Source organism: Kitasatospora sp. NPDC001683 (genome assembly GCF_053596495.1).
The window spans coordinates 12776-34075 of the sequence record NZ_JBSFGK010000082.1 but is presented as its reverse complement, the minus strand read 5'-3'; the positions used below and the strand labels follow the sequence as shown (position 1 = coordinate 34075).

Sequence of the window (21300 nt, the reverse complement as noted above, 5' to 3'; positions counted from 1 at the left end):
ACCTGTGGCCCGGCAACGGAGACGGCACCTTCGGCCGGCGCACCCTCCTCACGGGCGGCTGGGGACCGTACTCGCAGACCACCGCAGGAGACTTCCGCGGCACCGGCCACGCCGACCTCATCGCACGTGAAGACTCCACGGGCAACCTGTACCTGTGGCCCGGCAACGGAGACGGCACCTTCGGCCGGCGCACCCTCCTCACGGGCGGCTGGGGACCGTACTCGCAGACCACCGCAGGAGACTTCTACGGCACCGGCCACGCCGACCTCATCGCACGCGAAGACGGCAACGGCGTCCTCAACGAGTGGGTGAACACCGGCGGCGCCTCCTTCTCACGCCCGCTGCGGCTCACCGACGGGTGGTGAACGAGCCGAGGTAGCTGAACACCGTTGCGTTTGGCCGGTCGGCGGTTGGTCAAGTCCTTGATGACGAGGAACGGGACCTCTGGTAGATCACTTGTGTCGAGCAAGATGATCAAGAACCAGGGGTCCCGTTGCAGGAGAAGTCTGTGTTCTGCCTGATCGAGCGACAGGTCAGACGGGCACTCGGCCCCGAGCAGACCATGATCGGCCTCTACCCGGACAACCGCCGCGTCCGCCCCACCGGCCGGATGATCCTCTACCACCTCGGCGAACTCACCCTGTGCATCGGCACCATCACCGACCGGCCGATAGTGCAGACCACCCGCGGCGTCCGACTCCACCTCCTCGAACTCCTCGACGTCGAAGTCACACAAACCCCAGGGCTTCGGCGTAGTCAGATGACGTCCGGTTCGTGATGTTCTGTCGGACTGATTCCTTCACGAGCGAGATCTGACAGTAGCAGTGGTCGGCGGGCCTGGCCGGTGTCGCGTCGGCTGCGAGGGCGGCGAGGAAGGCGAGCACGAGCATGGCAAGGGTGATGTGCCGGTGCCAGGCGGTCCAGTGGCGGACCTGGTGGTGGCGTGATAGCAGCCTGGTGAGTCACCGTAGGCTTTCCGCCGAGGGCGGGTTGGCACCCACGACCGAGCAGGTGAGGGCCGCGACCCGGACGGCGAAACGGCAGGCGTCGGCCACGGCGTTCTGCGTCAGGGAGTCCAGCCGACTGCCGAGCAGGTCGAGTTGGTTGAGCCGGTGGAGCAGGCCGGCGGTGAACGAGTCGCCGGCCCCGACGGTGTCGACTACCGAGGTGGGCGGCGCCGGTACGGTGACCGGGTGACCGTCGAGGGAGGCGTACGCGCCGCGTTCTCCGAGGGTGACCACGACCAGCCGCGCGCCGGCCTCGTGCCAGCGGTGGCAAGCGTCGGCCGGGCTTGCTCCGGGCAGCAGTATGGCGAGATCCTCCTCGCTGAGGCGCAGGATGTCGGCGAGGGCGCACCACTGGTCCAGGCGTTCCCGGTAGTCGGCGGGCGGGACAAGGAGCGGGCGGACGTTGGGGTCGATGGAAACGGTGGCGTGTTCCCGGACCCAGGCGAGGTGCTGCTCGATCCGCTGGCCGCCGGGGTCGCGGATCAGGGCGAGCGAGCCGGTGTGCAGGCAAGCTGTTTCCGTGGTGCGGGTGGCGGTGAGTTCGTCGGTGGTCCACTGCCAGTCGGCGGTGCCCTCGGCGTAGAAGGTCCAGGTGGCCTGGGCCTGTTCGTCGAGCGTGGCGACGGCGAGCGTGCTCGGCTCGGCGGTGTTGACGCAGCCGGTCAGATCGACGCCGGACGCGGCGAGGCGGGCACGGAACAGCTGGCCGAACGGGTCGGTCGAGATCCGCCCGAGGAACCGGGTGGGGGTGCCCAGCCTGGCGAGGGCGACGGCGGTGTTCGCGGGGCCGCCGCCGGGCAGCACCCGCAGGGCAAGGCCGCCGTCGGGGGTGCTGTCGCCGGGGAAGGCGTCGGCCGCAGACTCCCCGAGGACGGTAATCGGTCGCAGGGGCATCTTTCTGACCTCTCCTCTCATGCCGCGCTTCTCATTCCTTGACGGCCGAGCCGGCCACGCCCTGGACAAACCACCGCTGGAAGAAGGCGAACACGACGACCACTGGGAGCACGAGCAGCACGCCGAACGCCAGGATCTGCCCCCAGTCCGGCGGCTGCTGGCCCTGAAAGACACTGATTTCCAGGGGCAAGGGCCGTACGGAGGGATCGTCGACCATGAGCACCGGCCAAAGGAACGAGCCCCATTGAGTAAGGAAGGTGAGGATCGCGACCGAGGCGAAGGCCGGTTTGCTCATGGGGTAGATGATCCGGAACAGGATTCGCCATGGTCCGGCGCCGTCGATCCGGGCCGCTTCCTCGATGCTGAGGGGGATGGCCTGGAAGAAGGTGTGGAACTGGTAGACCGAGAAGGCGTTGGCGATGAACGGCGCGGCCTGGATCCACACCGTGTTCCGCTGCGTGTCGAAGAGGTAGAACAGCGGCACGGCCACCGACTCGAACGGTATCAGCATCAATAGCAGGACCAGGGTGAACAGCAGCTTCCGCCCGCCCCACTCCAGCCGGGACAGCGCGTAGGCGGCCATCGAGTTCACTACCAGGCCGCCGGCCACCACGGTGGCGGCGACAAGCAGCGACACACCCATGAACCGCCAGAAGTGGCCGGTGCTGTCCGAGGACAGGCTGTGCAGGACGGCGGCGTAGTTGTGCAGGGACAGGTTGGTGGGCAGGAACCCGGACAGGCCGGCGAGTACCTGGTCGGACGGCTTGAGACTGCCGATCACCAGATAGAGGACGGGCAGGGCGAAGACCAGGGCGAGCAGGCCGAGGACGGTATGGTCGGCGATCCGCCGGATGGTGCGGTTCATGCGTCGTCCCCTCGGGCGACTCGGCGCTGGACCAGAGTCAGCACCAGGACGATCAGGAAGAAGACCACCGTGATGGCCGAGGCGCGGCCGATGTTGTTCTGGTCGAAGGCCGTGGTGACCGCTTCGTACATGACGGTCCGGGTGGCGTTCTCGTTCAGCCCGCCGCCGCGGACCAGGATGTAGACCTGGTCGAACACCCGGAAGGACAGCACCGAGGTGAGCAGGGCGACGAAGATCAGGGTGGTGCGGATGCCGGGCAGTGTCACGTGCCGGAACTGCTGCCAGCGGGAGGCCCGGTCGAGTTGCGCGGCCTCGTACCGTTCGTCCGGGATGGCCTGCAACCCTGCCAGCAGGATGACCATCTGGAAGCCGACGCCCTGCCACACCGAGAGCACGACGACGGAGGCCATCGCGGTGAGCGGGGAGCCCAGCCAGTCGAAGGAGCCCCAGTGGCCGAAGCTCAGCTGGTGAAGCAGTGAGTTGAGGATGCCCTGGTCGCTACGGGCGAGGATGAGCCGCCAGATCACCGCCACCAGGGCCATCGGGAAGACCACCGGCAGGAAGAACACCGCGCGGAACAGCCCGATGGCCCGGAGCTTGCGGTTGAGCAGCACCGCGAGGGCGAGCGCGAGGCCGGTCTGTAGCGGTACCACGGCCAAGGCGAAGGTGAGGTTGTTGAGCAGGGCGTGCAGGAACCGGCCAGACAGGTCGGGGTCGGTGAGGATCCGGCGGTACTGCTCCAGGCCGACGAAGGCCGGTGGCCGGTCGGAGCCGAGCCGGGCTTTGTGGAGGGAGAGCACGACGGCGTAGCCGAACGGGACGGCGACGAAGGCTATCAGTCCGGCCAGCGCGGGGGCGGTCATCAGCAGGGCGTGCACCCAGTCCCGGCTGCGGCGGCGCTGGGTGGTCGGCCGGGCGGCGGCTGCGGATGGCGCCGGGGTGGGCGAGGGGCTGACGGCGGTGGACATGGGCGGGGTCCTGTTCCCGGCGGGTGGCCGGCGGGCCGGCGAGCGCGGCCGGCCGGCCACCTGGCCGCGGTCACTTGGTGAGCGAGTATCCATCGTTGTCGGAGAAGTCCTGATCGATCGCCCGGGCGGCCTTGGCGAGCGAGGTCTGCGGGTCGGCGCCGCCGTAGATGTCGTTCAGCGCCTGGCTGAACTGGGCGGTGATGACCGGGTATCCGGCGGTGAGGGGCCGGGTGACGGCGACGCAGGACTTGGTGATGTCGGTGTCACCGCAGGGTTCGGCGAGTTCCTGGGCGAACAGGTGGAGCGGGCCGCCGGTCCGGTACAGCGGGCTGGCCGCCAGCGCGGTTTTGGTGGCGGGGACGGCGCCGTCGGCGGTGGTCATGGCGGTGACGTTGGTGTCGCCGAGCAGGTAGTCCAGAAACTTGCCGGCCGCCTTGGCGTGCTGGGAGCCGGAGCTGATGCCCCAGGCCCAGGAGCCCTGGCCGGTCTTGGCGCCATTGCCGAAGTCCGGGAGCGGCAGCACCGTCAGGTCGGAGCCGAGGGCCTTGCTGTAAGCGGGGTAGGCCCAGTGGCCGACCCAGCTGAGCGCGACGCGGCCGTTGACAAAGGCGTTTCCGTCGGTGTCGGCGTCCACGTACGGCTTCCAGGACTGGAAGGTCCGGAAGGCGTCCACCACGGCCGGGCTGTCGATGGCGCCGGCCGCCTTGCCCTGCTTGACCAGGGCACCACCGGCGGACCAGACGATCGGGGACATGCCGTAGGTGCCCCACTCGGTGGCCAGGCCGTAGTCCTCCTTGAGGTCGAGCGCTTTGTGGCTGGGATTGGCGGCCGCGAGTTTCTGCACCGCGGCGGTGAAGTCGGCGGCGGTCCAGTCATCGAGCACGCTGGTGGGGTACTTGACCCCGGCCGCGTCCAGCAGCTTCTTGTTGGCGTAGATGCCGAGGCCGGAGTCGTACATGCCAAGGCCGTAGAGCTTCCCATCCAGGGTTCCCTGGGCCTTGACGGCGGCGGTGGCGTTGGCGACGGTCGCGGGCAAAACGTAGTCGGAGATGGGGCTGAGCTTCTTGTTGTAGACGAAGCTCGACATCATCGGACCGTCGAACTCCACGATGTCCGGGAGGGCAGAGGCGCTGGTGGCGGTCAGCGTCTTGGTGTAGTCCTTCTCCGGGACGAACTTAAGCGTGGCCTTGATGGCGCTCTGTGAGCCGTTGAAGGAGTTGACCGCGTTCTGCAGCACGGTGTTCTCGCTGTCCTGGCCCTGGTGCGCCCAGATGGTGATGGTGCCGGTGCCGTCGCCGGCCGAGGTGGTGGCCGTGCTGCCCGTGCCGCCACAGGCGGTCAGGAAGACGGCTGGTAGGGCGAGTAGCAGGCCCAGACGGATGTGGCGTCTGTCGGTCATTCGATGTCTCCGTGAAGGGAACCGCGGTGGGGAGCCGTGGAGTTGCGGACGATCAGGTGGGTGGGCAGTTCGACGTGATCCGGGACGTCGGTGTCGTCCCGCAGGAGGCGGAGCAGGAGGCTGGCGGCCTGGGTGCCGTGCTCAGCGACGGGCTGGGCGACGGTAGTCAGCCCGACTACGTCGGCGAGTTCGTGGTCGTCAAAGCCGACGATGGCGATGTCCTCCGGGACGCGCAGCCGGTGCGCCCGCAGGGCGCGCAGCGCGCCCATGGCCATCTCGTCGGATTCAGCGAACACGGCGGTCGGCGGCCGAACGGCGGTGAGGAGCCGGGTCATGGCGCGTTCGCCGCCCTCGACGGTGTACTCCCCGTCCGCCTCCAGGTCCGGGTCGTGCGGGATGCCTGCGTCGACGAGCACGTCGAGGTATCCGCGGCGGCGCAGGTCGGGGGTGGTCCAGTACAGCGGAGCGGAGGGCTGGGTGCCGATCCGACCGATTCGGCGGTGGCCGAGGTTGACGAGATGGCGGGTGGCGAGTTCGGCGCCGGCCCGGTCGTCGATGCCCACGGTGGTGAAGCCCGGTCGAGGGCCACCGACGGTGATCGCCAGCGGGATACCGAGGGACCGCAGGCGCTCGGCCTCGTCCTCGGTCGGGATGAGCAGCGAGAGAATCGCATCCACCCGCTTGCGGACGGGCAGCTCGGCGAAGAACCGCTTGCGGCTGTCCACTGAGCCGAGGTTGTACAGCAGCAGGTCATACCCGGCGGCGCTGAACACCCGCTCGGCGGCGTCCACGACGGTGCCGAAGAACCACCGGCCGACGTACGGCGCCAGGACGCCGATGCTGCACGTACGGCCGCTGGCCAGGCTCGATGCGTTGCGCGAGGCCGTGTAGCCGAGGTCCGCAGCCACAGCAATGATCCTGACGCGCAGTTCGTCGGATACCCCGTCCCGTCCGCGCAGCGCGCGGGAGACGGTAGAGGGGGAGACGCCAACCGCCTGCGCCACATCGATAATGCTGGCCGCCACGTTGCGGCTCCTCTCGGCTGTCGACCGGGACCGGGTCACCGAACCGTAAGCCGCCCAACGCACTTGCGCAAGCGTTTGCGTTCCGTTGTACTAAGGCGACTTCGCCAGGGGCGGGGAGATGGAGCACGCCCTGACGCACACGTTTGTTCCGCCGGCACGACAGGAGCTGTCCTTGCGCTACGCACCTCCCGGCCTATGCCTCAACGACTTCGCGGTCCTCCCCGGGGACGATGGCTACACCGTCCTCCACCTGCAGGGGCCGTGGACGGACCCGTTCGACGCCATCAAGGCGGAGACCTCCTACGGCAGGGCCACCTCCCCCGACCTCGTGCACTGGCGGCCGCAGGGCGGCGCCTTCGGAGTGGGGCTGCCCGGCCGCTTCGACGAGCACGCGGTGTGGACCATGCACCCGATCCCGCACGGGAACGGCACGGCCATGTTCTACACCGGCGTGACTACCCTGCCCTCCGGCGGCCCGTTGCAGTCGGTCGGCCTGGCGCGTTCGGACCGGGCGGACGGCACCGGCTGGCGGCGGCACGGCACCGAACCGGTGGTCCGTGCCGATCCGCGCTGGTACCGGACCGGCGAAGGCATGGCCTGGCGCGACCCGTTCGTGGTGCGCGACGACGACGGCACCGGCTGGGTCATGGTGGTCTGTGCCAGCGACGCCGCCCTGCCGTTCGAACGCGGCGGCTGCGTCGGACTGGCCACCTCCGACGACCTCGAACACTGGCAGGTGCACCCGCCCCTGCTGTCGCCCGGTGACGTCGACGAGTTGGAGTGCCCGGTCCTGGAACGGCTGGAAGATGGCTGGCTGCTGCTCGGCTCCATCGGCGCCACCCGCCACATCGAAGCCTGGACCGCGCCGCACCTGGACGGCCCGTGGGTACGACGCGGTCCGCTCGGGCCGCCCTTGGCGTACGCGCCCCGGCTCGTCACAGCGCCGGACGGCGCCCGGGTCGTGCTGCACACTGTGCCTCGCCGGGTCGGGCTCCAGGACTCCGGCGCCGCCTGCCGGGGCATGCTCGCCCAGCCGAAAGCCCTGACCCGGGCGGACGACGGGGCGCCGCGGTTGACATGGTGGCCCGGACTGGACAGCTGGCTGGACGAGCCGGGTGAGCAGGCGGTGCTGCACGCGGTGGGGGACGTGGCGGTCGCCGGGCCGACCGAGGTCGTGCTGCGGACGGGCGTTGACGGCGCCCCGGCGCTGACCGTCCGGTGGGCGGACGGCCGGCTCAAGGTCCAGGGGCCTGGTGACGCGGTCCTCGCGTCCACCGAACTTCCCGACGAACCGAGGCGGTTGCGCATCCTGACGGTCGGTGAGTACGTCGAACTCTACGCGGACGACGCCTTCGTGCTGGTCGCCCTGAGCTACACCGGCAGCAGCTGCCGGTGGACCGTCACCTGCGGCGGCACGACGCACACGGTGCCCGTCAGGCCGGTCCGGCTGCCGGACGAGCACCGCGACGACGCCTCCGCGCTGTGGCCCGGCCCGCACTGACCGGGGCACCGCAGGTGGCCTTCACCCCGGAGTCCGGGCCGTCCGCGCCGACACATACGCCGTCATGGGCGGCTTCACCATCCTTGGCGCAGCTGCCGACGGGCAGGGCATCCGACCAGGCTGAGTTGCGCCCATCAGGCCACGGGCACCCCGTGGCCAGGAGGCCCGGCACGGGCCGCTCCCGGGCCGCGCGAGGCAACCCCGCGCCCGGGCCGGACAGCACGTCAGGGAACGGTGGTGCCCCGTCAGGGGCCGTCGGTGGTGCCGCTACGCGAACCCCGAACCGGACCGACCGACCGACCTCCACCGCCGCTGGCGGCGCATCCACGCGCCGACCGCGTAGTCGTCCAGCTTCTCGGTGGCGGGGATCGCCAGGTGGCCGTACTGGTGATGGAACACGGCGGCAACGGCGTGCATCCGCTGCCACTCGACCGCACGCGGGTTGAACGCCCGCAGCTTCACGGACTGCAGAATCTGCGCCGCGTGGTGCCGGGCATTGATCTTCAGCCACTCGATCGGCGACTCGATGGGGGCCGGCTGCATTTCCCCCTCTCCCCCGGCCTCGGCGGCCTCGCCCTCGGCCGACTTGGCCGCGGTGGTGTGCGCGGTGCCCTGCGAGCGGCTGGCGCGCAGCTCGGTTTCGCAGGTCGACGGCATTCGGGAGGTAAGAAATTCTGACCTCCCCCGAAAGCGCAGAAGGGCCCGTCTCCCTCCGGCTTCGACACCGGGGAGAGACGAGCCCTTCACTGTGCTGGGGATCAGGCCCCGACGAGAACGCCCGCGCGGTCGAGGCCGATCGCACGGCTGACGGTGGCGAGGGTGGCGCCCCAGTCACCGGCGTGGTTGGTGCTGGTCACGAGCACCGGCCCACGGGTGGTCCAGTACGCCCGGTCCTCCGCCGGGTCGGCGAATGCTTCCAGCCCGCTGTACCACGTGACCCAATCTGCGATCTCAGGCAGCCGGCAACGCGGACGGGCGGTGAAGTTATGGGGGTCTCTCAGTTTTGTCCGTTGTCCGCCCCGCAGCACTTCACCCAGGTGGGTGTGCTGGCGTGTCTGGAACGCGACGAACTCGCAGTCTCGATCGTCCCTCTCCCCCTGCCCTACCGTCTACGCGGCACGAGTCCGGTCTCGAAGGCGATGATCGCCAGGTGGACGCGGTCCCGAGCTCCGAGCTTGGCGAACAGACGCGCGACATGCGTCTTCGCGGTCGCTGCGCTGATCACCAACCGCTCGGCTATCTCAGCGTTCGACAGTCCCTGTCCGACCAGTGCCAGCACCTCGCGCTCCCGGTCGGTGATCCCCGCGATGAGACTTGAGTCCGCGGCGGGCTCGGCGTCCGGTTCGGGGGCCGCGGGGGCGGAGGTTCCGGCGAAGTCCGCGATCAGCCGTCGGGTCACGCTCGGCGCGATCAACGCGTCGCCGGCCGCTACCACGCGGATCGCGTCCAGGATCGCGTCCAGGGCCATGCTCTTGAGCAGGAATCCGCTGGCCCCGGCGCGCAGTGCGCCGTAGACGTACTCGTCGTCGTCGAAGGTCGTCAGCACCAGCACCTTGGGCGGGTCCGGCTCGGCGGTCGCCTGACGGGTCGCCTCGATCCCGTCCATGCCCGGCATCCGGATGTCCATCACCACGACGTCCGGCCGCAGCTCACGCACCAGGCGCACCGCCTCGCGGCCGTCGCCGGCCTCGCCGACCACCTCCAGGTCGTCGGTGTCGCCGATCAGGATCCCGAGCCCGACCAGCATCAGCGGCTGGTCGTCGACCAGCAGCACCCGCACGCTCATGCCGGGAGCCTCGCCGTCACCCGGAACCCGCCCTCCGGACGCCGGCTCGCGCTGAACTGGCCGGACAGTAGCGACACCCGCTCGCGCATGCCGAGCAGGCCGAAGCCGCTCCCGCCGGCCGCCGCCGAGAGCCTCGCCCGGCTCGGCCCGCCTGGACCGTCGTCCCCGTCGTCCACCACCTCGATCGTCACTCCGGTCGGCTCGTAACCGACCGCGACCCGGCACGTCCGCGCACCGGAATGCCGCACCACGTTCGTCACCGACTCCTGGACGATCCGGAACGCCGACAGCTCGATCTCCGGCGGCAGCGGACGCTGCTCGCCCCGCCAGGTCACGTGGACCCGCACCCCGGCGTCGGCCGTGCGTTCGGCGAGCCGCGGGATATCGGCCAGGCTGCCGCCCGGCGCCAGCGGAGCGGCCCGCGGCATGGCGTCGTCCGGCTCGGCGCGGCGCAGCGCCCCGAGCATGCGCTGCAGCCCGAGCAGCGTCTCCCGGCTGGTGGTCTCGATGCCGGTCAGCGCCTGCCGCGTCTGCTCGGGCTTGGTCTCCACGACCCGCGCCGCCGCTCCCGACAGCACCGTGATGATCCCGATGCTGTGCGCGACGCTGTCGTGCAGCTCGCGGGCGATCCGCAGCCGCTCGGCCATGACGGCGCGGGCCTCGGTCTGCTCGCGCAGGGCGTCGAGGTATTCACGGCGTTTGCGGTACACCCCGCCGAAGACCCATGCGACCGCGAACACGAACGCGAGCTGCCCGGCCCCCCGGGCCGCCTCGCCGACGGATTCCCCGGGGTGGACGAGGGTGCGTTCGACGAACGCGGTCGCGACGGCCGCGACGGAGGCGACGGCGGCAGCCTTCGGCCGCCGGGCGGCGAGGTACCCACCCAGGACCGGGAGCAGGGGGAGCACGATCCAGGGCCGCGCGCCGATGAGGTCGCCGAGGGCTTCTTCGCCCAGGACCGCCGCGAAGACCGCCGCGGGTAGACGGCGCACCAGCAGGATCGGAAGGGCGAGCACGAGGCAGAGACCGATCCTCTGGTCGGGCCTGAGGTCGGGGAGCAGGAACGGGCCGCCGTGGTGCGGGATCGGACCGAGCGGCATCGTCCAGAAGAGCATCAGCGCGTAGAAGCAGGCGGCGGCCAGCACCACGGCCTGCGCCGTCAGCCAGGTCACGGGTTTCGATGTCGAGAAACGCTGGAGCAGCTCTTCCATGCGGAGATCGTATGGACTGGCATCGGCTCTGCGCGTCGCCCCGGGGATGTACGCGGGGTACACCCCCGGGCCGACGGCCGGGGAGAGAGGTGACATCCGTCGGCCGACGCGGTGGATCACGGTCCGTTCCTAGGTTCGTGGCCATGACGAACGCACCGATGATCGAGCTTCACGACGCGACGAAGAAGTACGACGACGGCCCGCCCGCGCTGGCCGGGGTGACCTTGTCCGTGGCGGATGGTGAGTGCGTGGCGATCCTCGGCCACTCCGGCAGCGGCAAGTCCACGCTGCTGAACCTGATCGCGGGTCTGGACAAGCCTTCCAGCGGCACCGTGACCGTCGACGGCATCCGCGTCGACCAGCTCGGCGAGGCCGATTCGGCGAAGTACCGCCGGGCCTCCATCGGCATGGTCTTCCAGTTCTTCAACCTGCTGGACGACCTGACCGTGTTGGACAACGTCATGGTTCCGGCACAGCTGGCCGGGATGGGCAAGGGCGAAGCGAAGCGGCGGGCCGTCGACCTGCTCGGCTCGCTGGGCATCGACCGGCACGCCAAGGCCTACCCGCAGCGGCTGTCCGGCGGGCAACGGCAGCGGGTTGCGGTGGCCAGGGCCCTGATGAACGACCCGGCGCTGCTGCTGGCCGATGAGCCGACCGGCGCGCTGGACTCGCGCTCGGCCGAGGACGTGCGCCGGCTGCTGCTGGAGCTGAACGCCGACGGCCAGACCATCCTGCTGGTGACCCACGACATCCAACTGGCCGCGAACACCGCGCGACGCACGATCGAGCTGGTGGACGGTGCCGTGGCCCGGGACGTGGTCAACACGGCCGGCGGCGCCACCTCCAACAGCTCGACGGGAGCGGTCCGATGACGCGGCTCCCAGCGCTGCCGTCCCAGCGCCTGTACGCGGTTTCCTTCCGGGCCGTGGCCCGTCTGCTGCCGGCGGCGGGCCGATGAGCGCCCTGGGCAAGGTCGTGCGCTCCGGCGTCGGCCGGCGTCGTGTGCAGTCCCTCGTGATGGCCCTGACGACGTTCGCGGCCGTCACCTCCTCGGTGCTCTCGCTCGGTCTGCTGGCCGCCGTGCAGACTCCGTTCGAGAACGCCTTCAAGGCCCGCAACGGCGCGCATCTGTCGGTCCAGTTCGACGGCTCGAAGGCCACTGCCGCGCAGGCCGCCGCCACCGCGCACGCCGCCGGCGTCACCGAGGCGTCCGGGCCGTACCCGGTCACCTCAGCCCTGAACACGAGCTTCGGTACGGACTGCACCGCGAACATCGCCCCGGGCATGCCGATGGCCGGTCGCGCCGACCAGCCGGTCATCGCCACCACCCGGCCCGACCTGGCCGGCACCTCCGGCCTGGACCATCTGGCCCTGGTCGATGGCAGGTGGCCGACCACCGCGAACGAGATCGTCCTGGCCTCATGGGACCATCACTGCGCAGGCGGTTCCGTGGTGTTCGACTCGCTGCCGGGCAAGCCCTCGTTCAAGGTCGTCGGCCTGGCGAACTCGCTGACCAACACCGCGACCGGCTTCCTCACCGGCGACGGCTTCGCGCGGATGACCGCCGCCGGCGCCAAGACCGACGAGCAGATGCTCTACCGGTTCGCCAAGTCCGGGACCGAGGCCGACCTCGCCACGGACAAGCAGGCGATCGCCGCCGCCGCGCCGGCCGACTCGGTCGAGAGCGGACAGTCCTACCTGGCCGCGGAGAAGCAGGCCGTCGGCAGCGCGAAGTCCTTCGTGCCGTTCCTGGTCGTCTTCGGCGTCCTCGGTCTGTTCCTGTCGGTGCTGATCATCGCGATCGTGGTCAGCGGCGCGGTGGTCTCGGGAATCCGGCGCATCGGGATCCTGAAGTCGCTCGGCTTCACCCCCTGGCAGGTGGCCCGCGCCTACGCCGCGCAAGCCCTGATCCCGGCGGCGATCGGCGTGGTGGGCGGCACGCTGTTCGGCAACCTGTTGGCCGTTCCGGTCCTGGGCAAAGCCAGCAAGGATCTGGGTGCCGCCGACGCCAGCCTGCCGGTGTGGGTCAGCCTCGTCGTGCCGATCGGCACCTTGGTCATCGTCGGTGTCACCGCGCTCATCCCGGCACTTCGGGCCGGCCGGATGCCGGCGGTGCAGACCCTGGTCGTCGGCCGTGCCCCGAAGGCCAAGCGTGGCCAAGGCGCGCAGCGCCTGGCAAGCAGGCTGCCGCTGCCCCGGCCGATGTCGTTGGGACTGGCCCAACCGTTCGCCAAGCCGGCCCGGGCCGCGCTGGTCGGCGCCGCGGTGCTGTTCGGCGCGGTCAGCGTCACCTTCGCAATCGGGCTGGAGACCACCTTCACCAAGTACATGGACACGGATACCGCCGGTTTCAGGGCCGCGTCGATGATCGTGGTGCCCGCCGGCACGCCCGCCGGCCTCCACTCCCCCGGCGGCGGCCCTGCCAACCCCCACTTGGACTCCACCAAGGTGGCCGCCGCGATCGCTTCGGTCCCGGGCACGAAGGCCGCGTTCGGCTGGGGCGACAGCGGCGCGACCGTGTTCGGCGCGCCGACGGGGGACCATACGATTGTGGACACCACCACCGGCGACCTGTCCTGGACCAACCTGGGGCTGCTGCACGGCCGTTGGTACCAGAACCCCGGCGAAGCCGTGATCAACGACCACCTGGCCTCAACGGCCGGGATGCAGGTCGGCGACACCGTCACCGTGACGCAGGACAACAAGCGACTGCCGCTGCGGATCGTCGGCATCGACTTCGATGCCAGCAGCAGCGGGGTCGTGATGGCCGATTCGGCCACGTTCACCGCCGCCGGTCTGACGCCGTACATCACCCAGTTCAACGTCAAGCTGGCCGACAACGTCAGCGGCCCGGCCTGGTCCGCCTCGGCCACCCCAGCGCTGACCCCGCTGCACGCCGAGGCCACCCCGAACATCACGTACGCGAACCTCACGGTGCTCACTATGGTCGCCCTGGTGGCCACCCTCACACTGATGATGATCGCGGTCGCCGCGCTCGGCGTGCTGAACACCGTGGTGCAGGACACCCGGGAACGGATCCACGACCTGGGGATCTTCAAGGCCCTCGGGATGACGCCCAAGCAGACCATCGCGATGGTGCTGACCTCGGTGAGTCTCACCGGCCTGGTCGCCGGGCTGATCGGGGTCCCGATCGGGATGGCGGTGGAGGAGGTGACGCTGACGCAGATGGGGAGTGCGATCGGCAGGAACCTGCCGTCGAGCGTGACCGACGTCTACACCGCCGGGATACTGCTCCCGCTGCTGGCAGGTGGGATCGCGATCGCCCTGCTCGGGGCACTGCTGCCGGCCGGCTGGGCGGCGCGCTCCCGGACCGCCACCGCACTGCGGACCGAGTAGAACCCTCGATCGGGCCCGGAGGCCAGGGATCGGGCTTGCGGGTCAGGCCCGCCAGTTCCTCGGGCGGTTCACTCCGTCCCTGACGATCGTCAGGTGGGCCTTGGTCTCCTGCAGGCTCATCCGCGGGGCCTGCTTGCGCAGGTGTTGCATGGCGCCGGCGGCCCTGACCGCGTCCGCGATGCGGTAGACGGCCAGCTCCGGGATCAGCCTCGCCCATGCCCCGGTCGGCCGCTCCCGCTCCAGCAAGGACTCGACCAGATCGACCGCTCGTTCCCTGGAAATCACGGTCCCGTCCTTCACTCCGGGTCAACCGGATTTCCGCGCACCCGGTCGTCGATCCAATGCCGTCCAGCGCGCGGCGCGGGAGACCAGCCATCGCTGCCGGGACCGGCCAACCACCACCTCTAACCCGGACCACCACCTGCACAAGGCCGTCGAACCAGTGGCCGACCATCCACACCGCCGACGGCGACCGGACGAGAGGCCAGCAGAGCGGCCCAGGGCGCCGTATCGAGGCGCAACATCGGCTCCAGGGCCAGAACGACAGCACCCCAGCGAAAGCCGGGGCGCAGCGGCGAGGCAGCGGGCGGCGAGCACAAGGCCGGCGGACCAAGCGATGGCCAGTTCGCCGTCCGGGCGTCGGCGAGGTGGCCGGGGACGACCTCGGCCACCGGGGGCGGCAGCGACCGAAGCGACCAAGTCCGCGGGCACCGGGGGCACCGGGGTATGGGACATGATCCGTCCATGGAACGAGTGATTGATCTCGATGAGGCGGCTGCAGAAGTAGCTGATCGGGCGCCGGGGTGGCGGGCTGCAGGGCTGAGAGTGGGTCGGGTGACCTGGCGTGATGAAACGGCGGCATGGCCTCAGCGGCTAGAGACGGACAGGTCGATGGTGAACCATCCTGACTCGGTTGGTGTGCTCATCTCGGGCCCGGCGGAGGCTGAGCTGTCGGTGGTGCTGTTCCGTGGCGGCTGGGCCGATGTCGACTACGCCGTCGGCACGGACGACGCCGGCGCCCTTCCGGCCTCTGGCATCGCTTCAGCTCGGGAGTTCGGCATCCAGCTCGACAGCTGGGTGGCCCATGTGTTCGGTCAGCTCTCGTGCTCAAGCGAATCGAACCTTTGAGGTGGGCTTGCCTCGGCGCCTGTCGACCGGAACCGGGGATGACCCCTGGCTGCGATCCTCGGACGGTGGCCTGCCGCTCGGCGGGCGCGGGTGGTGCGAGGCGGTAGGGGTCGGTGCCGGTCTCGATGACGTTTCCGCCGAAGGTAAGCCGGCCGACGTCGAGCAGGGCGACCGGGGCACACGGCAGCCTCCCCCGCGGGTTCTGTCATGGCCTCAGCAAGTCACCGCCCGGGCCGGGATGGAATCCGCGCGGGCCACGTCGATGGCGTTCGAATGTGAGTACGTCTACTCATGTGCGGACCGGGCCGCCTCCGTCAGACTCCTAAACATGATCAGCAGTGCTCCGCCCCCGCCCCACCAGCCGCCGGCCGCCTCACTGGGGTGCCCCGACTGCGGTGCTGGGCTGCCTCCGACCGGGCCCGCGCGCTGCCCCGCCTGCCGGCTGCCGTTGAGCGGGCCGGTCGCGGCGCGGCTGTGGCAGGTGGAGAAGGGGCTCGACGCCGTCGAGAAAAGGCGGGTGACGCTGCTGCGGCTGCGGGAGGAGCTGCTCGCCGAGCTGCGGGCGCTGCGCGACCTGCCGGACGCGCCGTCGCCCGCCCCCGCGTGGCCGCAGCCTGTCCCACGTACCGGGGCAACGGGAGAGGTGTCCGGGCGTTCGGCGCAGACCGCCCTGCTGGTCCTCGGCGGCGTGCTGGTGAGCATCGCGGCCCTCGTGTTCACGGTGGTCAGCTGGGGCCGGATGGGTGTCGCCGGCCGGGCCGCCGTTCTGTTCTGCCTCACCGCCGCCGCGCTGGCCGCGCCGCTGGTGCTGCGTTGGCGCCGGCTGTTCGCGACGGCCGAGACCTTCGCCGGCATCGGCGTCGCGCTGCTCCTGCTGGACGGGTTCAGCCTGGAGTACCTCGGGCTGGGAACCTCCAACGTGGCGGGCTACTGGGCGGGCGTCACCGCCGTGGTCTCCGTCGGCTCGACGGTTTACGGGTGGGGGCTGCGGATCGGGGTGCCGGTGTTCGCGGGCTATCTGCTCGCCAGGCTGCCCCTCCTGCTGGCCGTCCACGCCGCCGGATTCGGTTCCCTGACGGGGTCCGCCGCCGCGATGGCCGCGACGGTGGCCCTGGACTACGCGATCGGACGGCTGGCGCTGGGCCGGCTGGCGCGGCCCGACCGGCCGCTCCCGAAGGGTGTGGTGAACCTCTACGGGGCGTTCGGCCTCGCCTGGGCCCTGCTGGCCGGCGCGTTCGCGCTGAAGGTCTCGTTGGATTCCGGTCTCGGCCTGTCGCCGGTGGAGGGTGACGACCGGGTCGGTGCCTCGCTCGGCGCCTGGCTGCCGCTGGGGCTGCTGGCGCTGGTCGCCCTGGCGGTCTCCCGTCCGGACGGTTTTCTCGGGCTCGGCCTGACCGGCCGCCGGATCGCCGCCCAGGCGGCGGGCGCGGCGGCGGTGGCCGCGGGCGGCGGGACGCTCGCCGCGCTGCTCCCGGGCGGCTGGGGCGCGGTGGGCTTCGCCGTCCCGGCGGTGCTGCTCGCGGTGGCGGGCGCCGCCCGGCTGCGGCGGCGCCCGCTCGACGGCCGGGTGATCCCGGTCGGGCTGCTGACGGTGGCGGGCGCGGTGCTGCTCGTTACCTCGGCGGCCTCCCTGGCGCAGCTGTTCCCCGGGGTGGTCGAGCCCGCCGCGCACTGGCAGGCGGCGTGGGAGGGCACCCGGGCGGTACAGGGGAGCCAGTCGACCCCGGCCGCCGCGCTCACCGCGCTGTGGCTGCTGGGGGCCGCCGGGGTGGCGGTACGCCTCCTCGGGCTGAGGGGGTCCGCGACCGCCGGGGCGGAGGCGGCCTTGTCGGCCGTCGCGTCCTTCGCGCTGGCGCTGCTGCCGGTGGCGTTCGGGCTGTCGCCCGTGATGGCGGTCGGGTTCGTCACCGCGCTGGCTCTGGTAGGCGGTTGGTTCCTCCCGGTACGGCCGGCGCTGATCGCCGGCGTGATCCTCTCGGGCACGCTGGCGCTGCTGTGGGCGCTCGCCGACCGCCCATCCACGATCGTCGTCCTGGCTCTGGCGGCGGGGCTCGCCGTCGCACTGACCGTCCGGGGGCGTCCGGCACCGGCCGTCACCGCCGTGCTGGCGGTGGCCGCGCTGGGCGGGGAGGCGGCGGCGGTCGCCGTCACGACGGGTCTGGAGCGGCCGGATCACCTGCTGGCGGTGCTCGCGGTCGCCCTCGCCACCGCGCCGGTGGCGGCGAGGCTCGCGGCGCGTACGGACTCGGCCGTCCCTGCCGCCGTGGAGTTCGCGGGCTACGGCATGGCGGCGCTCGTGCTGCTGCTGAGCGCGGACGTGCCGGGGCGGCTCTGCTTCGAGCTGGCGGTGACCGGGGCCGCCGCGCTCGGTGTCGGCCTGCGGGCGGACCGGCGGCGCAGCGCCCCGGCGGTCGGGGTCGCGCTGCTGATCGCGGCCTCCTGGCTCTGGTTGGCGCTGGCGGACGTCCACGCACCCGAGGCGTACAGCCTGAGCCTGGCGGTGGCCGCCCTGGTCTTCGGCCATCTGCGGCGCGGGCGGTTCGCGGAGGAGGGCCTCGGCTCCTGGCCGGTGTACGGTCCGGGGCTGGCGGTCGGGCTACTGCCCAGCCTGTGGGCGCTGTTCCTGGACGGGTACTGGCTGCGGCCGCTGCTGCTTGGCGTCGCGGCGCTGGTGGTGACGGTGCTGGGGGTGCGGCTGCGGCTGCAGTGCCCGCTGGTGCTGGGCGGTGGGGTGCTGGTGCTGGTGGCGGGGCACGAACTCGCCCCCACGGTGGTGCAGGTGCTCGGTCTGCTCCCCCGCTGGGTGCCGCTGGCCGCGGCCGGGGTCCTGCTGCTGGCGCTCGGCGCCACGTACGAGCAGCGGCTGCGCGACGCCCGTCGGCTGCACGGGGCGCTGCGCCGGCTGGGCTGATCGCCACCTGGTTCGACGGTCCGGTCCGCCGCCGCGCCCCGGACCGCGTTGACCGGCTGCTCGCCGCAGTGACCCTGTCCCGCGCCGCAGCCTCACATCGGCCCGCCACCGTTGGATGTCCCCCTCAGCCGCCGCCCTGGCCGTTCGAATCGAGGTACAGCGGCGGCACAGTCCAGCCGGCCGCTCCCAGTAGGGGCAGCCGCACAGGTCGCAGCCCTCGCAGGGCGTGCACTCCTCGGCCCGATCCATGGGTTCAGTAGCGATGAGAAGGGTCGGTTGGGGCTGGCCGCGGTGGTGGACTCTCATGAACATCCGGGCCCGGGCGAGTTCATCAATGACCTCGCCGAAGGCATCGTTGTCGAGGCGCAGCACTTCCCGGACGTGGGGGACGCTCCGGTCGGTGCCGACTGACGACTCCATGGTGAGGATTGCGATCTTCGCCATCGGACTGAGTTCCGGGTCCCACAGCAGGTCTGGGGAGACGACGACGTCCCGCGGTTCTTTCGAACCTCTGATGATCACTGCCGTGATGTCCTCCGTTCCGAGCGGGCCGCCCCCCGGGGTTTGCTGCTGCCGGCGTTCAACGCGGGGTGGTCGCCTTGGTCACGGACGGCGGCTCGTCCCAGGGCCATCCGGCTGACGCGGCCGGGTCCTGCCCGGGGTCGCCGTGGTCCCCGGTCGGTGCATCAGGGCAGGCGGGCCCGAGCCGCCCGTGCGACGGCCCGGACACCGCCGTGGCCCAGCATCCTGGCTTCAGCGCCCATCAGCAGACGCCGTTGCCGCTCATCCAGGTGCGGGAACAACACCTCGAACTTCAAGGCGAGTTGGTCACGGATCGGCTCGGAGATACGCCTACCACATCAACAAGCCCAAGACCGTGAAGCAACATGTTGTTCCTCTGCAAGCCTTTAGGAGCAGCCGGGTACGGTGCTGGGGTTACCGCAGTTGTTGGGCTGGTTGAGGACGACGGGGCTGACGTTCAGTGTCACCGTGCCGCTGGCCCTGAAGATGCCGCCGGCGTCTGCACCCGTTCCCAGCGCCTGGTTCTTGGTCACCGGGCTACGGGTGAGAGTCGTGTTGCCGGAGGCCGTGTTGACGATGCCGCCACCGCGGGAGTTCGTACCGTTGGTGGTGTTGCCGGTGACCGGGCTGTCGGTGAGCCGCACCGTGCCGGTCAGGTTGTAGATGCCGCCGCCCTGCGCATTGGTACCAGTGGCGGTGTTGCCGGTGACCGTGCTTGTCTGCAGCGTGATGGTGCCGGCTTGCGCGATGCCGCCGCCCAGCGCATTGCTACCGGTGACGTCGTTGCCGGAGACTACGCTGCTGGATAGCGTCACCGTCGTGCCGACCGCGGCGGCGATCCCGCCGGCCAGGGTTCTTGCGTGGTTGCCGATGATCGTGCTTGTGCTGACGGACGCCGTGCCGGAACCTCCGAACGGGCTGACGAAAAGGGCCCCGCCGGCCGCCGCGGTGTTGTTGCGGAGCACGCTCCCGTTGACGGTCAACGTGCCGTTGTCGTTGTCGACGGCCCCGCCGAAGGTGTCGGCGGTGTTGGTGGTGAGGATGGTGTTGTTCAGCATCAGTTCGGGCCCGCTGCCGCTGAGCCAGATGGCACCGCCCCGGCCGTTGCCGAGGCTGCTGGACGCGTGACCGTTGCTGAGGGTCAAGCTGTTGAGAGTGAGGTTCCCGTTGGAGCCGTTGACTTGGAAGAAGCGGAAATTGGCCGCGCTTGCCGCTCGGGTGATGGTGTCGCCGTTTCCGTTGATCGTAACGGTGCTGGTGATGACCGGCAGTCCGTTGTCGTCGTTCGGCGGTGCGGCGTCAGTGAGGGTGTAGGTGCAACCCGGTTTGAGGTTGACCGTGCCGCCCACCGCGGCGACAGCGCCGATCGCGGCTTGCAGGTCGCTTTCGCTGCAGCTGGGCACGTTCACGATCGGCCCCTGGGTGGTGGCACGATCGGTTCTGCTTGCCTCGGCGGAGGGCATGCCGAGCGCCGGGTTGAGGGGCCCCGTAGCCGACTGCGACACGCCGAGTACGTCCGTGTCCGAGGCGGCCGCTTGTGCGGTAGCGGGTGGCGTAATGACGCCAAAAGCAACGAGGGTGAGTCCCATGTGAATGGGGGCTCTACGAGAGATGCTCAGTCGCAACGGGGCTCCTTCGGGTAGATCGCGAGTGTCGTTCCAGTGAGTGACACCGGAACACAGTGATCTATGTCGTATCAGCCGATGAAATGAACCGGGACGCTCCGATGTCACCCGGCAGGGGGGTGTGCTGCGAGGTATGCGCAGGGCGGCGGTTTGACCGACGCGGAGAGAGTCGCGCGGGAGCGGGTTCGGCGGCGGGCCATGGAACGCTTCGAGACGTGGACAGGAACACGGACGTCGCGGCGGCGCTGCGGGTGAGCGTGCACTCGGTGGAGCGCTGGCGCCGGCAGTGACGCGGGGGCGAGGATCTCCGCCATACCGTCCGCGAGGACATGGTCGATCGGGGCTTCGCTATGCGCGAGCTGGTCTATCCGCAGGGCGGTCTCGATGAGCCGGCGGCCGGCGATGCCCGGGTTCAACGACGCGCCACCCCGCCGAACACCGGGCCGTCCCCGGCAGCCCAGCCGGGGACCACGAAGGCCGCCAGGCCGCCGGGCAGGGCCCGCCAGCCAGCGCCGCAGGCCACCCCGACCCGACGACGCACCACCACCCCACCCCCACCACCAGGAGGACAGGGGCGCGCAGAGAGAGGGTTGTCGGAATTACCGCCCACCTCGGTTGGCCCGCTGAGCTGCACAGATACCACCCCGCGCCCGGGGCGGGGGTGCTCGCGTCAGGAGCCACATCAGGAGTCACAGCAGGAGCCACATCAGGACCTGCATCAGGAGCCGCATCGAGAGGCCCGGGAAGGGCCGTTCCCGGACCGCACGGACGCCGGGCCGCACTCCCGGGGCCGGACGGTGCGTCAGGTCCGGGGAGCCGCTGCCAGGGGCCGCCCGCGGGGCATCGGTCGGGCCGAGGGGGGCGGTGCCGGATCCGGTCGGCGTCGACAGTCCAACCGGGCCGGGGAGGATCGCCGCCGGTCCGGCCCGACGGGGCCCGGGGGGCGTCCGGCGTTCGCCGGACGCTCACCAACCATCACGGGCCCGCAGGGCAAAGGCCCCTGCCGGCCGGACCGTCACCCACCACCGCCCCTCCACCTACCAGCAAGCCGGGGGAAGGAACGGACAGAAGGGGTTGTCGGATTTATCGGCCGTCCGAAAA

19 protein-coding genes and 2 pseudogenes are annotated in these 21300 nt (G+C 70.9%); 9 read left to right on the top strand and 12 right to left on the bottom strand.

Going from position 1 to position 21300, the window contains the following annotated elements; translation table 11 throughout:
- Together ACWCYO_RS31905 and ACWCYO_RS31900 are read left to right on the top strand one after the other, a co-directional pair.
- The coding region (locus tag ACWCYO_RS31905; RefSeq protein WP_449786150.1) for an FG-GAP-like repeat-containing protein at positions 1-365 on the top strand (365 nt) is incomplete at its 5' end.
- A gap of 128 nt (positions 366-493) precedes the next feature.
- A complete protein-coding gene (locus ACWCYO_RS31900; RefSeq protein ID WP_449786149.1) occupies positions 494-778 on the top strand; it encodes a hypothetical protein in 285 nt (94 codons plus the stop codon).
- Between the two features lie 184 nt (positions 779-962).
- Here ACWCYO_RS31900 and ACWCYO_RS31895 read toward each other — a convergent pair whose 3' ends face one another.
- The 5 genes from ACWCYO_RS31895 to ACWCYO_RS31875 form a co-directional block, all read right to left on the bottom strand.
- Positions 963-1901: a carbohydrate kinase family protein gene (locus ACWCYO_RS31895; protein WP_270150542.1), complete on the bottom strand. Its 939-nt coding sequence runs from the start codon at positions 1899-1901 to the stop codon at positions 963-965.
- Positions 1902-1932: 31 nt separating this feature from the next.
- Positions 1933-2766 carry a carbohydrate ABC transporter permease gene (locus ACWCYO_RS31890; protein ID WP_270150541.1) on the bottom strand — a complete coding sequence of 278 codons (834 nt, stop codon included), beginning with the start codon at positions 2764-2766 and terminating at the stop codon, positions 1933-1935.
- A complete protein-coding gene (locus ACWCYO_RS31885; RefSeq protein WP_270150540.1) occupies positions 2763-3734 on the bottom strand; it encodes a carbohydrate ABC transporter permease in 972 nt (323 codons plus the stop codon). The genes ACWCYO_RS31890 and ACWCYO_RS31885 overlap by 4 nt, the downstream gene beginning before the upstream one ends.
- Positions 3735-3804: 70 nt before the next feature.
- A complete protein-coding gene (locus tag ACWCYO_RS31880; RefSeq protein ID WP_270150539.1) occupies positions 3805-5133 on the bottom strand; it encodes an ABC transporter substrate-binding protein in 1329 nt (442 codons plus the stop codon).
- A complete protein-coding gene (locus tag ACWCYO_RS31875) occupies positions 5130-6158 on the bottom strand; it encodes a LacI family DNA-binding transcriptional regulator (RefSeq protein WP_449786148.1) in 1029 nt (342 codons plus the stop codon). Before ACWCYO_RS31875 ends, ACWCYO_RS31880 begins: the two co-directional genes overlap by 4 nt.
- 172 nt (positions 6159-6330) lie before the next feature.
- Here ACWCYO_RS31875 and ACWCYO_RS31870 point away from each other — a divergent pair, with 172 nt between their 5' ends.
- Positions 6331-7659, top strand: coding sequence for a mucin-1 (locus tag ACWCYO_RS31870; protein ID WP_449786147.1), 1329 nt, complete (start codon positions 6331-6333; stop codon positions 7657-7659).
- Positions 7660-7926: 267 nt separating this feature from the next.
- On the opposite strand, the gene ACWCYO_RS31865 is transcribed toward ACWCYO_RS31870, so the two are convergent.
- The 3 genes from ACWCYO_RS31865 to ACWCYO_RS31855 form a co-directional block, all read right to left on the bottom strand.
- On the bottom strand, positions 7927-8316 hold the full coding sequence (locus ACWCYO_RS31865; RefSeq protein ID WP_449786146.1) for a helicase associated domain-containing protein: 390 nt from the start codon (positions 8314-8316) through the stop codon (positions 7927-7929).
- 445 nt (positions 8317-8761) lie between these two features.
- Complete coding sequence (locus tag ACWCYO_RS31860; protein ID WP_270150534.1) at positions 8762-9445, bottom strand: response regulator; 684 nt, start codon at positions 9443-9445, stop codon at positions 8762-8764.
- Positions 9442-10656 carry a sensor histidine kinase gene (locus tag ACWCYO_RS31855; protein WP_270150532.1) on the bottom strand — a complete coding sequence of 405 codons (1215 nt, stop codon included), beginning with the start codon at positions 10654-10656 and terminating at the stop codon, positions 9442-9444. Before ACWCYO_RS31855 ends, ACWCYO_RS31860 begins: the two co-directional genes overlap by 4 nt.
- 143 nt (positions 10657-10799) lie before the next feature.
- On the opposite strand from ACWCYO_RS31855, the gene ACWCYO_RS31850 reads away from it, so the two are divergent.
- Both ACWCYO_RS31850 and ACWCYO_RS31845 read left to right on the top strand, forming a co-directional pair.
- The gene (locus tag ACWCYO_RS31850; RefSeq protein WP_270150531.1) at positions 10800-11528 is read left to right on the top strand and encodes an ABC transporter ATP-binding protein; all 729 of its coding nucleotides are present in this window, start codon (positions 10800-10802) and stop codon (positions 11526-11528) included.
- A gap of 145 nt (positions 11529-11673) precedes the next feature.
- The gene (locus ACWCYO_RS31845) at positions 11674-14013 is read left to right on the top strand and encodes an ABC transporter permease (protein ID WP_449786145.1); all 2340 of its coding nucleotides are present in this window, start codon (positions 11674-11676) and stop codon (positions 14011-14013) included.
- A gap of 42 nt (positions 14014-14055) precedes the next feature.
- Here ACWCYO_RS31845 and ACWCYO_RS31840 read toward each other — a convergent pair whose 3' ends face one another.
- Positions 14056-14298 (bottom strand): hypothetical protein, encoded by a 243-nt coding sequence (locus ACWCYO_RS31840; protein ID WP_449786144.1) that lies wholly within the window; start codon positions 14296-14298, stop codon positions 14056-14058.
- A gap of 606 nt (positions 14299-14904) precedes the next feature.
- Here ACWCYO_RS31840 and ACWCYO_RS31835 point away from each other — a divergent pair.
- The gene (locus ACWCYO_RS31835) at positions 14905-15141 is read left to right on the top strand and encodes a hypothetical protein (protein WP_449786143.1); all 237 of its coding nucleotides are present in this window, start codon (positions 14905-14907) and stop codon (positions 15139-15141) included.
- Positions 15142-15208: 67 nt separating this feature from the next.
- On the opposite strand, the pseudogene ACWCYO_RS31830 reads toward ACWCYO_RS31835, so the two are convergent.
- Positions 15209-15298: pseudogene (locus ACWCYO_RS31830) on the bottom strand (IS21-like element helper ATPase IstB); the annotation flags it as partial.
- A 171-nt stretch (positions 15299-15469) separates the two neighbouring features.
- Between ACWCYO_RS31830 and ACWCYO_RS31825 the strand changes: the two are divergent.
- Positions 15470-18052: an SCO7613 C-terminal domain-containing membrane protein gene (locus ACWCYO_RS31825; protein ID WP_449786142.1), complete on the top strand. Its 2583-nt coding sequence runs from the start codon at positions 15470-15472 to the stop codon at positions 18050-18052.
- A 276-nt stretch (positions 18053-18328) separates the two neighbouring features.
- Positions 18329-18463, top strand: a complete 135-nt coding sequence (locus ACWCYO_RS31820; protein WP_449786141.1) for a hypothetical protein — start codon at positions 18329-18331, stop codon at positions 18461-18463.
- A gap of 497 nt (positions 18464-18960) precedes the next feature.
- Here the strand turns inward: ACWCYO_RS31820 and ACWCYO_RS31815 are convergent, their stop codons facing one another.
- Complete coding sequence (locus ACWCYO_RS31815) at positions 18961-20163, bottom strand: hypothetical protein (RefSeq protein WP_270150522.1); 1203 nt, start codon at positions 20161-20163, stop codon at positions 18961-18963.
- A 186-nt stretch (positions 20164-20349) separates the two neighbouring features.
- Here ACWCYO_RS31815 and ACWCYO_RS31810 point away from each other — a divergent pair.
- Positions 20350-20486, top strand: a pseudogene (locus ACWCYO_RS31810) (helix-turn-helix domain-containing protein); the annotation flags it as partial.
- A gap of 125 nt (positions 20487-20611) precedes the next feature.
- Here ACWCYO_RS31810 and ACWCYO_RS31805 read toward each other — a convergent pair.
- Positions 20612-20746 carry a hypothetical protein gene (locus ACWCYO_RS31805; protein ID WP_449786140.1) on the bottom strand — a complete coding sequence of 45 codons (135 nt, stop codon included), beginning with the start codon at positions 20744-20746 and terminating at the stop codon, positions 20612-20614.
- Positions 20747-21300 lie beyond the last annotated feature (554 nt).